Annotated in this window: 13 protein-coding genes and 1 pseudogene; 9 read left to right on the top strand and 5 right to left on the bottom strand. The window is 56.0% G+C overall.

Annotated features, from left to right (window positions below; genetic code table 11):
- Positions 1–81: 81 nt before the first annotated feature.
- The gene (ygiD, locus tag AC6I8E_RS15715) at positions 82–867 is read left to right on the top strand and encodes a 4,5-DOPA-extradiol-dioxygenase (protein ID WP_497824212.1); all 786 of its coding nucleotides are present in this window, start codon (positions 82–84) and stop codon (positions 865–867) included.
- A gap of 53 nt (positions 868–920) precedes the next feature.
- On the opposite strand, the gene AC6I8E_RS15710 is transcribed toward ygiD, so the two are convergent.
- The 3 genes from AC6I8E_RS15710 to tolC form a co-directional block, all read right to left on the bottom strand.
- Positions 921–2,081, bottom strand: a complete 1,161-nt coding sequence (locus AC6I8E_RS15710) for a glutathionylspermidine synthase family protein (RefSeq protein WP_013359058.1) — start codon at positions 2,079–2,081, stop codon at positions 921–923.
- Between the two features lie 7 nt (positions 2,082–2,088).
- Entirely contained in the window at positions 2,089–2,760 is a 672-nt protein-coding gene (locus AC6I8E_RS15705) for a DUF1190 family protein (protein ID WP_033733914.1), read from the bottom strand.
- 142 nt (positions 2,761–2,902) lie between these two features.
- Positions 2,903–4,369 carry an outer membrane channel protein TolC gene (gene tolC, locus AC6I8E_RS15700; RefSeq protein ID WP_278497716.1) on the bottom strand — a complete coding sequence of 489 codons (1,467 nt, stop codon included), beginning with the start codon at positions 4,367–4,369 and terminating at the stop codon, positions 2,903–2,905.
- Between the two features lie 213 nt (positions 4,370–4,582).
- Between tolC and nudF the strand changes: the two genes are divergently transcribed.
- From nudF to AC6I8E_RS15670, 6 genes are all read left to right on the top strand, one after another.
- Entirely contained in the window at positions 4,583–5,218 is a 636-nt protein-coding gene (gene nudF, locus AC6I8E_RS15695) for an ADP-ribose diphosphatase (protein ID WP_033734725.1), read from the top strand.
- Positions 5,215–5,640 (top strand): DUF1249 family protein, encoded by a 426-nt coding sequence (locus AC6I8E_RS15690; protein WP_008925735.1) that lies wholly within the window; start codon positions 5,215–5,217, stop codon positions 5,638–5,640. Before nudF ends, AC6I8E_RS15690 begins: the two co-directional genes overlap by 4 nt.
- Before the next feature lie 42 nt (positions 5,641–5,682).
- Positions 5,683–6,510: a 3',5'-cyclic-AMP phosphodiesterase gene (gene cpdA, locus AC6I8E_RS15685; RefSeq protein WP_497824211.1), complete on the top strand. Its 828-nt coding sequence runs from the start codon at positions 5,683–5,685 to the stop codon at positions 6,508–6,510.
- A gap of 3 nt (positions 6,511–6,513) precedes the next feature.
- Positions 6,514–7,095, top strand: coding sequence for an esterase YqiA (gene yqiA, locus AC6I8E_RS15680; protein WP_013359053.1), 582 nt, complete (start codon positions 6,514–6,516; stop codon positions 7,093–7,095).
- A 49-nt stretch (positions 7,096–7,144) separates the two neighbouring features.
- Complete coding sequence (gene parE / locus AC6I8E_RS15675; RefSeq protein ID WP_033784060.1) at positions 7,145–9,040, top strand: DNA topoisomerase IV subunit B; 1,896 nt, start codon at positions 7,145–7,147, stop codon at positions 9,038–9,040.
- Between the two features lie 93 nt (positions 9,041–9,133).
- Positions 9,134–10,033, top strand: coding sequence for a LysR substrate-binding domain-containing protein (locus AC6I8E_RS15670; protein ID WP_107320108.1), 900 nt, complete (start codon positions 9,134–9,136; stop codon positions 10,031–10,033).
- A gap of 373 nt (positions 10,034–10,406) precedes the next feature.
- On the opposite strand, the gene AC6I8E_RS15665 is transcribed toward AC6I8E_RS15670, so the two are convergent.
- A complete protein-coding gene (locus AC6I8E_RS15665; RefSeq protein WP_013359050.1) occupies positions 10,407–10,715 on the bottom strand; it encodes a putative quinol monooxygenase in 309 nt (102 codons plus the stop codon).
- Positions 10,716–10,763: 48 nt separating this feature from the next.
- The gene (locus AC6I8E_RS15660) at positions 10,764–11,345 is read right to left on the bottom strand and encodes an NAD(P)H-dependent oxidoreductase (protein WP_013359049.1); all 582 of its coding nucleotides are present in this window, start codon (positions 11,343–11,345) and stop codon (positions 10,764–10,766) included.
- 167 nt (positions 11,346–11,512) lie between these two features.
- On the opposite strand from AC6I8E_RS15660, the pseudogene AC6I8E_RS15655 reads away from it, so the two are divergent.
- Positions 11,513–12,277 (top strand): annotated as a pseudogene (locus AC6I8E_RS15655) (transporter substrate-binding domain-containing protein).
- 192 nt (positions 12,278–12,469) lie between these two features.
- Positions 12,470–14,743: a DNA topoisomerase IV subunit A gene (parC, locus tag AC6I8E_RS15650; protein ID WP_013359047.1), complete on the top strand. Its 2,274-nt coding sequence runs from the start codon at positions 12,470–12,472 to the stop codon at positions 14,741–14,743.
- The last annotated feature ends 34 nt before the right edge of the window (positions 14,744–14,777 follow it).

Genomic DNA, 14,777 nt, shown 5'->3' with positions numbered 1-14,777 from the left:
TCATCATGGTTATCCGCGTGATAACCTGGCGAATGCGCGTATCGTAGTGGCTATTAAACCACCGGATGCCGGAGAGTACGAATGAGCCAGTTACGCATGCCAGCCCTGTTTTTAGGCCACGGCAGCCCGATGAATGCCCTTGAAGAGAACCGCTATACCGCCGCGTGGCGTCACGCAGGCGACACGCTGCCACGTCCACGCGCCATTATTGCGGTTTCGGCGCACTGGTATACGCGTGGCACCGCCGTGACGGCAATGGCAAAGCCGAAGACCATTCATGATTTTGGTGGCTTCCCACAGGCGCTGTTTGATACGCGCTATCCGGCACCCGGATCGCCTGAACTTGCTCAGCAGCTGGTGGAGCAGTTAGCGCCCGTTGAGGTGAAGCTGGATCAGGACTGGGGACTGGACCATGGCTCCTGGGGCGTCCTGATTAAGATGTACCCGGATGCCGATATTCCGGTGGTACAGCTCAGCGTTGATGGCACTAAACCTGCGGCATGGCATTTTGAGATGGGCCAGAAACTGTCTGCACTGCGCGATCAGGGCGTAATGATTGTCGCCAGCGGCAACGTGGTGCACAACCTGCGTAAAGTGCGCTGGGATGGCAACAGCGAAGTCTATCCGTGGGCCAGCAGTTTTGAACAGTTCGTCCGCGATAACCTGGCAGTACAGAGCGATGCGGCTTCTCATCCGCTGGTTAACTTTATGGATCATCCCGGCGCGGCACTTTCTAACCCGACGCCTGAGCACTATCTGCCGCTGCTCTATGTGCTGGGCGCACGTCAGCCGGATGACGTCATCAGTATTCCGGTTGATGGCATGGAGATGGGTGCTATCAGCATGCTGTCGGTTCAGGTAGGTTAGGGCGAAGCTGAGAGAAAACAGGCCAGAAGCTGGCCTGTTATTATCGCGGTGCGTTAACCGATAAAGGCGTGCGGATAGAAACGGGAAAGATCCTGAGTGATCAGGTCGCGATCTTCACGCAGGCCGATCCCAGCCGGTTGATCGTCGATCAGCCAGCTACCAATCAGCGTATAACTGTCGCCAAATTTTGGCAGCGGATGGAACTGCTGGACGATCATTCCCTCTTCGCCGTACGGCCCATCAACGCGGGCAATCTCCTGACCATTCTCTACGATGCGGATGTTAGCCCCTTCACGTGAAAACAGCGGCTTCACCACATATTTTTCCATGTGTGGCACGTCATCTTCCGCGAACCAGGCGGGCAGCAGGTTAGGGTGATTCGGGAACATCTCCCACAGCAGCGGCAGAAGAGCTTTGTTCGAAATGATGCTTTTCCATGCCGGTTCCAGCCAGCGCACGCCCGCATCGCCCAGCTTAGTAGAGAACATTTCACGCAACATGAACTCCCATGGATAGAGCTTGAACAGGTTACTAATCACCTGATCATGAGCGTCGGTGAATTCACCTTTTTCGCCCAGGCCAATCTCATCAATATAGAGAAACTCACTCGGCAGACCCGCTTCGGTAGCGCAATCCTGAAGGTACTGCACGGTGCCACGATCTTCGTCGGTGTCGCGGCAGCAGGCGAAGTGCAGCCAGTTAAAGCCGTGCTGCTGATGTAACGCGGCAAAGCGTTCAATCAGCTTTTCCTGCAGGCTATTAAACTGATCGCTGCCAGCGGGGAGCTGACCGGCATTAAGCTGGTCTTCCAGCCAGAGCCACTGGAAAAATGCTGCTTCATACAGCGAGGTCGGCGTATCAGCATTGTTCTCCAGCAGCTTCACATCACCCTTGCCATCCCAGGCGAGATCCAGACGAGAGTACAGTGATGGCTGACGTTGATGCCATGAATCGCGCACGAAATCCCAGGTATGCTTAGGGATGCGGAATTTAGTCAGCAGCGCTTCGCTGTTGACCACTTTTTCCACCACCTGCAGGCACATCTGATGCAACTCGGCGGTGACCTCTTCCAGATGCTCGATTTGCGCCAGCGTGAACTGGTAATAGGCCTCTTCACACCAGTAGGGTTCGCCATGCATGGTGTGAAAACGAAAACCGAACTCGGTGGCTTTTTCGCGCCAGCCTGGGCGCTCTGAAATGGCAATGCGTTCCATCGGGGCGTTAGCCTCCCATTGAGCGGCTGGAGGTGCCGGTGGCGCTGCTGCGCTGCATGCTGTTCTGCTTCGCGACGGTTTCACCGAAGCCACCACGGGTAATGGTCGACGTGGTGGCCGGTTTTGGTGCCAGCGCCGTTTTCGGCACGGTCATGGTTTTGCCGGAGGTAGCTGCGCCGTAGTTACGGCCCGATGCATCAACAAACTGACCATTGGCCGGGCTACGGGCATTTTTCGGCGAGAACAGCGGTTGCTGCGCAAAGCCTGAACCACCGCCCATCATGCGGCCCATCATGTAACCCGCCATCAGTGGCATCCAGAAGCTTCCGCCGCTCTGCTGTGATTCCGCATTGGTGGTGCCTACACCTGCCTGAGCCGGTGTCTGCTGACACTGGTTTTCGCCAAATTCAGCGACACAATCTTCACGGGTGGCATATTTTGGCGCGGTGCGTTCCGCCTCTTTTTTAGCCTCATTGAATGCGGTGGTACATTGCGCACTCTGGCCCGGATTGGCTTTCGAACAGTCATCGGCGTTCTGGTACATCGAAACCGTTTCATCGTTCTGTTCACAGCCAGCCAGCATAAATACCGCCGAAACGGCGATAGCAACGGGCGTTAAATGGCGTGCCTGCCAGCTCTTACGAAAAGCGGCATAGCGAATAGATTTTGTGCGTTTCATTATGATTATCCTGTGCCCAAAGGTAGCGCATAGAATAGGGGATGGGGGGGTAAAATTGAAGCTGGAGGCCTGATACAACAGGGATCTTTACTTAGTTATACGTTCAACAGAGAGGCGGGCCGCAAAGCAGCCCGCCCGCAGATTAATTACCGAAAGGATTACCGCTGCTGTGGCGAGCTGCAGGACGCGCTGCCTCAGAAGAGCCGGTTGCCGCCGGACCGCTATCCACACGTGCGGTCTGCTGGGCATTTTCCGGTGCCACGGTTTCCGGTGACGTCGGGATCTCTTTACCCAACTGACTGTTCAGTTTCTGCAGGCTCTGCTCATTGAGCGTACCCAGCGCATAGCTGATATTCAGCTGGTTAATCAGGTAGCTATAGCGCGCATCGGAAAGCTGCTGCTTCGCGTTATAGAGCACGGTAGTCGCATCGAGCACATCGACGATAGTACGCGTACCCACCTGATAGCCTGCTTCTGACGCATCCAGAGAGCTTTGTGCAGAAACGACGGCCTGTTTGTAGGCGTTGATGCTGCTGATAGACGCATTCACGTTGTTAAACGATGAACGTACCGTCTGGACGGCTGAGCGGTGCGCGCTTTCCAGCGATTCGCTGGCGCTGACGAAGCTGTACTGCGCCTGCTTCACCTGAGAGGTGACGCTACCGCCGCTATAGAGTGGCAGAGAGAAGCTCAGGCCAACCTGATTTGAACCGGTAATCGAGTCAGTAGAACCGGCACTCTGATTCGCACGGCTGCCGCCATATTTGCTGTTCGACATGCCGGTAGAGGCGGTCAGATCCAGCGTCGGCATATGACCTGTTTCTGCAGAGCGAATCTGCTCACGGGCTAAATCCTGATTCAGACGGGCAGAGAGCAGCGACAGGTTACGGCTTTCAGCCTGCTTAAGCAGCGCACTGACCGCTTCAGGTTTATCGGTTCTGAAGCGATCGATGCTCAGCGAAGCCAGCGACATGTAATCCATGCCGGTGATCTGACGCAGCGTTTCTACGTTATTATCAAGGTTGTTACGCGCGGTGACTTCGTTGGCCAGTACGCTGTCATATTGCGCGCGGGCGTTCTGCACGTCAGTGATGGCAACCAGGCCAACGTTAAAGCGCTGCGTGGTCTGATCCAGCTCGCGATAGATCGACTGTTTCTGCGCTTCGGTGTAAGAAAGAGTATCAATCGCTTTCAGCACGTTGAAGTAGGCGGTCGCGGTGTTCAGTATCAGATCCTGCTGTGCGACCTGATAGGTGACATCCTGAATACCGGCTGCTTTTTCCTGCAGGGTCAGCGCGCGCCATTTCGACATGTCGAAAATAGTCTGGGTTAATTGCAGCGAGCCGCTGGTCGTGTTGGAATGAAGACCGCTGCTGTCGCGATAGCCGTTGTTATAGGTGTAGTCTGCACCCAGGCCGAGCTGGGGTAATAGGGGGCTGCGCGCTTCGTTGATTTTCTCAAAAGCAGAATCGCGATCGGCAGCGGCACTGCGCAGATCCGGGTTGCTCAGACGCGCTTGTTGATAAACCTGAAGCAGGTCTTCTGCCTGGCTGGCGAAGCTGAAACCGCCCAGGCTCAGCCCAATAAAAAATGGGAGCAGTTTTTTCATTTGCATTCCTTTTGTTGCAGCAAATTGCAGTGGGTGCGCTGCCGGGTAAGCCAAAAAATTATCGCCGATTCTAGCAGAGGGCAACTGTGAGATAAGTTGGCTGAACGTGCCTTCTCCCCCTAATTTACGTAAATAATTCAGAAAGAACTACTTACATGGAGCACAGTTACAGGCTTTTTTCGCTCCACTCCAATCTGCACAAGGAACCTGATGATGCCGGAAGAAAAAAAATCCCCTGTGACTTTCACAAAAAACGATGTAGAAATTATTGCACGCGAAACCGTCTATGATGGTTTTTTTTCCGTCGAACGTTACCGCTTCCGCCACCGCCAGTTTAATGGCGAAATGAGTGGGGAAGTGCAGCGTGAAGTTTTTGAGCGCGGACATGCCGCCGTGCTGCTACCTTATGATCCCTTACGCGATGAAGTGGTGCTGATTGAACAGATCCGCATCCCGGCTTATGACAGCAGTGCTTCACCCTGGCTGCTGGAGATGGTCGCCGGCATTATTGAACCCGGCGAATCGGTTGAGCAGGTTGCGCGCCGTGAAGCCGTTGAAGAAGCAGGTTTAGACGTTGGCCGGGTTAAGCCTGTGCTTAGCTATCTGGCCAGCCCTGGTGGCACCAGCGAACGTCTGTCGGTGCTGATTGGGGAAGTGGATGCCAGCCAGGCAGAGGGATGCCATGGTCTGGAGGAAGAGAATGAGGATATTCTTGTGCATGTGGTGAGCCGCGAACAGGCTTATCGCTGGGTGGAAGAGGGGATAATCGATAATGCGGCGTCTGTCATCGCCCTGCAATGGCTGGCGTTGCACCATGAAAAACTACGCGAAGAGTGGATACAAAAATGAAACAGCGCTATACCCCTGACTTTCCCGAAATGATGCGGCTCTGCGAAACCAACTTCGCCCAGTTACGCCGCCTGCTGCCGCGCAACGATGAGGCGGGCGAATCGGTGATTTATCAGGTGAGTGGCGCCCGTTATCAGCTGACGATTCAGGAGTCGACGCGCTACACCACGCTGGTGGAGATCCGCCAGGTCGCGCCTGCCGTGAGTTACTGGAGCCTGCCCTCAATGTCGGTCCGGCTCTATCACGATGCGATGGTCGCCGAAGTGTGTTCAACTCAACAGATCTATCGCTTCAAAGCGCGCTATGATTATCCTAATAAAAAATTGCATCAGCGCGATGAAAAGCATCAGATAAACCAGTTTCTTGCAGACTGGCTGCGCTACTGCCTGGCGCATGGCGCAATGGCAGTTCCGGTCTGCTGATGCGTATAATGCAGTAAATGGCGTGGAGACGAAGGAAACGCTTTGGATAGCCTGCTAACTCTTCCTGCAGCGAACGGTTCCGAAATCAGGATTTTGCAAATCACGGATACTCACCTGTTCGCGGGAAAACATGAATCGCTGCTTGGCGTGAACACCTGGTCGAGTTATGACGCGGTGCTGGATGCGATTATTGCGCAACAGCGCGACTATGACCTGATCATCGCCACCGGCGATCTCGCCCAGGATCACTCTGTCGAAGCCTATCAGCATTTTGCTGAGGGTATCGCACGTTTACCGCGCCCCTGTGTCTGGCTGCCCGGTAATCACGACTTTCAGCCCGCGATGGTCGACACGCTGGCGGCAGCGCACATCAATGCCCACAAGCAGGTGCTGGTGGGTGAGCAGTGGCAGATTGTGTTGCTCGACAGCCAGGTTTACGGTGTCCCGCATGGGATGCTGAGCGACTATCAGCTGGAGTGGCTCGACAACGCACTGTCCCGCTTTCCGCAACATCATACGCTGGTCCTGCTGCATCACCATCCGCTGGCCTCGGGCTGTACCTGGCTCGATCAGCACAGCCTGCGTAATTCCCATCAGCTCGATGCGGTGTTACAGCGCTATCCCTTAGCCCGGACGCTGGTCTGTGGTCATATTCATCAGGAGCTGGATCTGGAGTGGCACGGTCGCCGCGTGCTGGCGACGCCGTCAACCTGCGTCCAGTTCAAACCGCACTGCACCAGCTTTACGATTGACACGGTGGCACCGGGCTGGCGCTGGTTTACCCTGCATCCGGATGGCGGCCTTGAGACCGAGGTCAACCGGCTCGACACCGACGCTTTTCGTCCCGATTTAGACTCAGAAGGATACTGACGCGTGGCGGCATTGCTTTATCTGCACGGTTTTAACAGCTCGCCGCAGTCGGCGAAGGCAACACAGTTCCGGCAATGGTTAGAGACGCAGCATCCCGGGATCGAGATGATCGTGCCTCAGTTGCCGACTTTTCCGGCCGATGCCGCGGCCATGCTGGAAGATCTGGTACTAAGCCGTAGTGGCGAAACGCTGGGGCTGGTGGGCTCCTCGCTGGGCGGTTATTACGCCACCTGGCTGTCGCAATGCTTTATGCTGCCTGCCGTGGTCGTTAATCCTGCGGTGCGACCTTTTGAGCTGCTGGCGGATTTCCTGGGCGAAAATCAGAATCCCTACACCGGCCAGCAATATGTGTTAGAGTCACGCCACATTTACGATCTCAAAGTAATGCAGATTGAACCGCTGGAAGCGCCCGATTTACTCTGGCTGCTGCAACAGACCGGCGATGAAGTTCTCGATTACCGCCAGGCGCTCGACTATTACAGCGCGTGCCGTCATACGGTAGAAGAGGGCGGTAATCATGCATTTACTGGATTCGAGCGCCATTTCCCGCAGATTCTGGACTTTCTCGGTCTGAATCATCCCTGAGTAATGCGGAAATCGCACCCCATTTCACCCTTCTAATCAGACATTTACGATGAGTCAATCTAACTATAACGCGGATGCCATTGAGGTCCTGACTGGCCTTGAGCCTGTTCGCCGTCGTCCGGGCATGTACACCGATACGACGCGTCCCAACCATTTGGGTCAGGAAGTGATTGATAACAGCGTCGATGAGGCGCTGGGCGGCCATGCGAAGCGGGTTGAAGTGATTCTGCACGCTGATCAGTCGCTGGAAGTGATTGATGATGGTCGCGGCATGCCGGTGGACATCCACCCGGAAGAGGGCGTGCCCGCTGTCGAGCTGATCCTGTGTCGTCTGCATGCGGGTGGCAAGTTCTCCAACAAAAACTATCAGTTCTCGGGCGGCCTGCACGGCGTCGGCATTTCTGTGGTTAATGCCCTGTCAAAACGTGTTGAAGTCACGGTGCGCCGTAATGGCGAAATCTATGACATGGCGTTTGAAAATGGCGACAAAGTGCAGGATCTCACCGTCACCGGCACGGTGGCGAAACGTAATACCGGCACGCGCGTCCATTTCTGGCCTGATGAAAGCTTCTTCGACAGCCCGCGTTTCTCGGTATCGCGTCTTTCCCATCTGCTGAAAGCCAAAGCGGTGCTCTGCCCTGGCGTTGAGATTGTCTTTAAAGACAAGCTGAACAATACCGAGCAGCGCTGGTGCTACGAAGATGGTCTGACCGACTACCTGTGTGAAGCGGTGAATGGCCTGCCGACGCTGCCGGAAAAACCCTTTGTCGGCAGCTTTGCCGGTGATGTGGAAGCGGTGGACTGGGCGCTGTTGTGGCTGCCGGAAGGCGGCGAGCTGTTAACGGAAAGCTACGTTAACCTGATTCCGACCATGCAGGGCGGGACGCACGTCAACGGCCTGCGTCAGGGGCTGCTGGATGCGATGCGTGAATTCTGCGAATACCGCAACATTCTGCCGCGTGGCGTGAAGCTCTCAGCGGAAGATATCTGGGATCGCTGCGCCTATGTGCTGTCGGTGAAGATGCAGGATCCGCAATTCGCCGGACAGACCAAAGAGCGTCTCTCTTCCCGTCAGTGTGCTGCCTTTGTCTCTGGCGTCGTAAAAGATGCCTTCAGCCTGTGGCTGAACCAGAATATTCAGACGGCGGAAATGCTGGCTGAGCTGGCGATCTCCAGCGCCCAGCGGCGTATGCGGGCAGCCAAAAAAGTGGTGCGTAAAAAGCTCACCAGCGGACCGGCGCTGCCGGGCAAACTGGCGGACTGCACCGCGCAGGATCTGAATAAAACAGAACTGTTCCTGGTCGAAGGGGACTCGGCAGGTGGCTCGGCCAAACAGGCGCGCGATCGTGAATATCAGGCGATTATGCCGCTGAAAGGCAAGATCCTGAACACCTGGGAAGTCTCTTCCGATGAGGTGCTGGCGTCGCAGGAAGTGCATGATATTTCCGTGGCGATCGGCATCGATCCTGACAGCGAAGATCTGTCGCAGCTGCGCTATGGCAAGATCTGCATTCTGGCGGATGCGGACTCCGATGGTCTGCACATTGCTACGCTGCTCTGTGCGCTGTTCGTGAAACATTTCCGCTCACTGGTCAGAAATGGCCACGTTTACGTCGCCATGCCGCCACTCTACCGTATCGATCTCGGTAAAGAGGTCTACTACGCGCTGGACGAAGATGAGAAAGAGGGCGTGCTGGAGCAGCTGAAACGTAAGAAGGGCAAACCGAACGTTCAGCGCTTTAAAGGGCTGGGCGAGATGAACCCGCTGCAGCTGCGCGAAACGACGCTGGATCCCAATACCCGCCGTCTGGTCCAGCTGACGATCAGTGAAGAGGATGTTGACCAGACGCTGCGCATGATGGATATGCTGCTCGCGAAAAAACGTTCCGAAGACCGGCGTAACTGGTTGCAGGAAAAAGGCGATTTGGCCGATATTGAAGTGTAAAAAACAGGACGCGAAAGCGTCCTGTTCTCTTTGTGCTTCAGCCCGCACATCCTCAGAGAACCCGGCAGATTCAGAGCAGAGACAGTAACCCTTGTGAAAATTACCCTGGAAGAGCTACGCGCCTGGGTGGCGGTGGTGGACAGCGGTTCCATTACGGCGGCGGCAACCCAGCTGGCGCAGACCAGTTCGGGCATTAGCCGGGCGTTGTCGCGGCTGGAGAGTAAGCTGCAGACCACCCTGTTACATCGGACTACCCGACGGCTGGCACTGACCGAAGAGGGACAGGTCTTTCTGGAGCATGCGCGCCAGATCCTGGCCTCGGTTGAGCAGGCGGAAGAGCAGATTGCCCTGCGGCGCGAGATGCCGTCAGGACGGCTGCGGGTGAACGCTGCCACGCCCTTTATGCTGCATGTGATTGTGCCACTGGTAGAGGATTTTCGCGCTCGCTATCCGCTGATCCAGCTTGAGCTGAATACCGACGATATTATGATCGATCTGCTGGAGCAGCAGACCGACATTGCCATTCGTATCGGGGAATTGCGCGACTCCACGCTGCGCGCCCGGCTGCTTGGCAGTAGTGCAATCCGGCTGATGGCCAGTCCGGCCTATCTGGCGAAAGCGGGCACGCCACAGAGTGTTGCCGATCTCGCGCAGCATCAGACTATCGGCTTCAGTTATCCTGACACCCTCAACGTCTGGCCGATCTGGCAGCCCGATGGTGATTTTATGCGCGTCAAGCCGACACTCGCAGCCTCCAGCGGTGAAACCATCCGGCAGCTGGCGCTGGCAGGACAGGGTATCGCACGGCTCTCCGACTTTGTCAGCCGGGAAGATTGTGCCGCTGGCCGACTGGTGCCGGTTCTTACCGCGGAAACCCGCGATTTGCGGTTGCCGGTGCATGCGGTTTATTACCGTAATACCACGCTCTCGTCGCGTATCGGCTGTTTTCTCGATTTTCTCCGCACCGAGATTGATCGGCGTCAGATGCTTTAAACCGGTCTGTCAGAAAGAAAAAATCTCTGACGCAGAGCAGAGGTTTAAGGTGGGTAACAAAGTCTGGCCGGTTTTGCTTTCTGATTGTGCCCGCTCAGGGAATATGGACAGATCGGAAAGACGCTCAAGCCAGTCCCTGGTCGCTCTACCCGCGCGATTACGCACCTCATCCCTGAGGTGCGCCCTTGTCGGGCCAACGCTTTGCGTTTTTCAAAAACGCTCCCGGCGTTTTTGTCCCTGACGCGGGACGCTTTCCTCTTCTGACCGTTTTCCCTTCGGGTTGAGCTAATGCGTTGCTGCCAGAGCCACTCAGCTTTGAGTTTGCCAGCAGCCTCCGGCACGAATACAGGAGCATTAGCAATCAGCTTATTAGTCAGGCACTCGGTTCCAGCACCAGAATCTTCACATCCACCACATCATCTTTAATGATGGCGCGATGCGCATCCATGTGCGGCATCTGCTGATGCTGCTCAAGATGGCGCAGCGTTTCCCACTGCTCCAGCATGAAAATAGAGTCTGGCGAGTTCTGCTTCCATGGCACCTGCGCCTGGTGATCCAGCAGCGCGTCATACTGATGGCAGCCATCTTCTTCTAAGACCTGCGGGATCAGCTTTTTCACTGCATCCAGCACAGCCTGACGGCGACCGGGTTTAACACAAATTTCAGCAACGACTGTTAACATTCGCGAATTCCTCTTTCGTGGGAAAATAGGGGATAGCCCCTTACCATCTTACGCAAAAACGCGGCTAAGATGGGTCCGATAAGCGGCAATATCGCGTGGCACGTCCGGCGCTTTAATCACGTCGTTGCAGATAAAGGTCGGCAGCGCGTCCATTCCCAGGAACTGGTTGGCCTTGTGGAAGTGCAGATAGAGACCATCGACGCCGACGCCTTCAAAGAACTGCTCCGGGTCGGTAAAGGCCTGCAGCGGCGCATTCCAGGTGAGCGACAGCATATATTTTTTGCCCTGCAGCAGACCGCCGGAACCATATTTTTTTGCTGCATCGGAACGGGTACGGCCATCGCTGGCATAGAGCGAACCGTGGCCTTCAGTAAAGACTTCATCGATGTAACGCTTCACCGTCCAGGGCTCGCCCATCCACCAGCCCGGCATCTGATAAATCACCACATCGCTGTCGACATATTTCTGCACTTCATCGGCGATCACGTAATCGCTGTCAGCTACGGTGACTGACACCTCATGTCCCATGTCACGCAGCTGGCTGGCCGCAACATCGGTCAGCGTGTGGTTCAGTTCGCCTTTAGAGTGGGCAAAAGTTTTGCCGCCATCGATAATTAAAATCCTGCTCATGAATAGGTTGCCTCGTTTCCTGAATATGGCGCTCAGCTTACGCGCGCCGCAGCCGCAGAAAAATGCGAGGTTGATCACAACACTTTTGCTGTAGCAGCAACAATACGCCGGTTTATGGCACCATCGGTGGGCAAACTCACCATAAAAAATCATAGAAAATAATCAGAATGAAAAAATTAATCCTCGCTTTGCTGCTGGCCAGCGGTGCTGTCCACGCGCAGTCTCATCTCGACACCGTTCTCAGTTCTAAGACGCTCAAAGTCTGCACCACCGGCGATTACAAACCCTACAGCTATCTGCGACCCGATGGTCAGTATGAAGGGCTGGATATCAGCATGGCGAACGCGCTGGCGATGTCGCTTGGTGCGAAGGTGGAGTGGGTACAGACCAGCTGGAAAAACCTGATGCCAGACTTTCTGGCAAAGCAGTGTGACATCGCCGTTGGCGGCGTCTCCGTCACGCTGAAACGCCAGCAGACCGCCTAGTTCGCGCAGCCGCTGGACGTGGATGGCAAAATCCCGCTGGTGCGCTGCAGTGATAAAGAGCGCTTCCAGACCATCGAACAGCTCAACCGGCCTGATGTGCGGCTGATTGAACCGGCTGGCGGCACCAACGAAGCCTTTGTCCACAGCCATCTGCCAGAAGCCTCACTGACGCTATTCCACGATAACGTCACCATCTTTCAGCAGCTGGTCGATAACAAGGCGGATGTGATGATCACCGATGCCTCTGAAGCGCGTTTTCAGCAGCAGCATTACCCGACGCTGTGCGCGATCAATCCTGATAAACCGCTGCAGTATGGCGAGAAGGCTTACATGATCCCGCGTGACGACATCAGCTGGAAGCTCTATGTCGATCAGTGGGTGCATCTCAGCACCGCCACCGGTGAATATCGCGATATTGCCCGGCAGTGGATAGGGGCAAAGCCCTGATTCACTTCCGCAGAGAGGTCAGGGACTTGCCGGTCTGAATCCGGCGTGCCTCCGGCACATGAAATCGCCCGGCGGGACGCCTCTTGTCCCGTGCTTCCCCTGTGACTAACACCAGGGAATAAGGTACTATCCTCGCCAAACCACCGCCGGGTGTCCCGCCGTTGTGGGTCACGATGTGAGGATGAAAAATTCATGAGTGAACTGACGCAGGATGGTGCAGAGCGTCTTGCCCTGCATACCTTTACCGAAGATGCGTATTTAAAATATTCGATGTACGTCATCATGGACCGCGCGTTGCCTTATATCGGCGACGGGCTGAAGCCTGTACAGCGACGCATTATCTACGCCATGTCGGAACTGGGCCTCAATGCCAGCGCCAAATTTAAAAAATCGGCGCGTACCGTGGGTGACGTGCTGGGTAAATACCATCCGCACGGCGACAGCGCCTGCTATGAAGCAATGGTATTGATGGCGCAGCCGTTCTCCTATCGTTATCCGCTGGTTGACGGTCAGGGTAACTGGGGTGCGCCGGATGATCCTAAGTCGTTTGCAGCTATGCGTTACACCGAATCACGCCTGTCAAAATATGCCGAGCTGTTGTTAGGTGAGTTAGGCCAGGGAACGGTAGAATATCAGCCAAATTTTGACGGCACGCTGCAGGAGCCGAAAATTCTGCCAGCGCGTCTGCCCAATATTCTGCTCAATGGCACCACCGGTATTGCCGTAGGTATGGCGACCGATATTCCGCCGCACAATCTGCGCGAAGTCGCTCAGGCTGCCATTGCGCTGATTGACGCCCCGAAAACCACGCTGGAACAGCTGCTGGATATTGTTCAGGGGCCTGATTACCCGACCGAGGCTGAGATCATTACGCCGCGTGACGAAATCCGCAAAATTTATCAGACCGGGCGCGGCTCCATCCGCCAGCGTGCGGTATGGAAGAAAGAAGAGGGCGAGGTGGTTATCACCGCGCTGCCGCATCAGGTATCAGGCGCGCGCGTGCTGGAGCAGATTGCTAACCAGATGCGCAACAAAAAGCTGCCGATGGTGGAGGATCTGCGTGATGAGTCGGATCATGAGAACCCGACGCGTCTGGTGATCGTGCCGCGCTCTAACCGCGTCGATCTCGATCAGGTGATGAACCATCTGTTCGCCACCACCGATCTGGAGAAGAGTTACCGCGTTAACCTCAATATGATCGGCCTGGATAACCGCCCGGCGGTGAAAAACCTGCATGAGATCCTGACCGAATGGCTGGTGTTCCGCCGCGACACGGTTAAACGTCGTCTGAACTACCGACTGGATCGCGTGCTGCGCCGCCTGCATATCCTGGAAGGTTTGCTGGTCGCATTCCTGAACATCGATGAAGTGATCGAGATCATCCGTACTGAGGATGAGCCGAAGCCGGTCCTGATGTCGCGTTTTGGCATCAGTGAAACGCAGGCCGAATCGATCCTTGAACTGAAGTTGCGCCACCTGGCAAAACTGGAAGAGATGAAGATCCGTGGCGAGCAGGCGGATCTGGAAAAAGAGCGCGATCAGCTGCAGGCGACGCTGGCGTCTGAACGCAAGATGAATACCCTGCTGAAAAAAGAGTTACAGGCTGACAGCGCCAGCTACGGCGACGAGCGTCGTTCGCCGCTCTGTGAGCGTGAAGAAGCCAAAGCCCTGAGCGAAACCGAGCTGGTGCCGTCTGAACCGGTCACCATTGTGCTGTCGCAGATGGGCTGGGTGCGCAGCGCTAAAGGCCACGATATCGATCCCGCCGGACTGAGCTACAAAGCGGGCGACAGCTATCTGGCTGCCGCACGCGGCAAGAGCAATCAGCCGGTGGCCTTTATCGACTCCACGGGCCGCAGCTATACGCTGGATCCGACATCGCTGCCTTCTGCGCGCGGACAGGGCGAGCCGCTGACCGGTAAGCTGACGCCACCGCCGGGTGCGGTGGTTGAACAGGTGCTGATGGAGCCAGATGACCAGCGTCTGCTGATGGCGTCTGATGCGGGCTACGGCTTTATCTGTACCTTTAGCGATCTGATATCGCGCAACCGCGCCGGTAAAGCGCTGCTGACGCTGCCCGACAATGCCCGCGTGATGACGCCAATGGCGGTGCATCATGAAGATGACATGCTGCTGGCGATTACCCAGGCGGGACGCATGCTGATGTTCCCGGTTGGCGAACTGCCGCAGATGTCGAAAGGCAAAGGCAACAAAATCATCTCCATCCCGTCAGCAGAAGCCGCCGCCGGTCAGGACAAACTGGCCTGGCTGATGATTCTGCCGCCGGGCAGCGCGATCACACTGCACGTGGGCAAGCGTAAAATGCTGCTGCGCAGTGAAGAGCTACAGAAATTCCGCGCCGATCGCGGACGTCGCGGCACGCTGTTACCGCGCGGCCTGCAAAAAATTGATCGTGTTGAACTGGATGCGCCTGCACGTCCGGCGAGCCCGGATAGCGAAGCGTAAACTACCCGGCTGACCCTGCGTCAGCCGTGGCTCA

This window comes from Pantoea sp. X-Soil-YNGN-785 (assembly GCF_059730585.1).
Note: the sequence above shows the minus strand (reverse complement) of the source record. Positions and strands in the feature narration are given on the sequence as shown.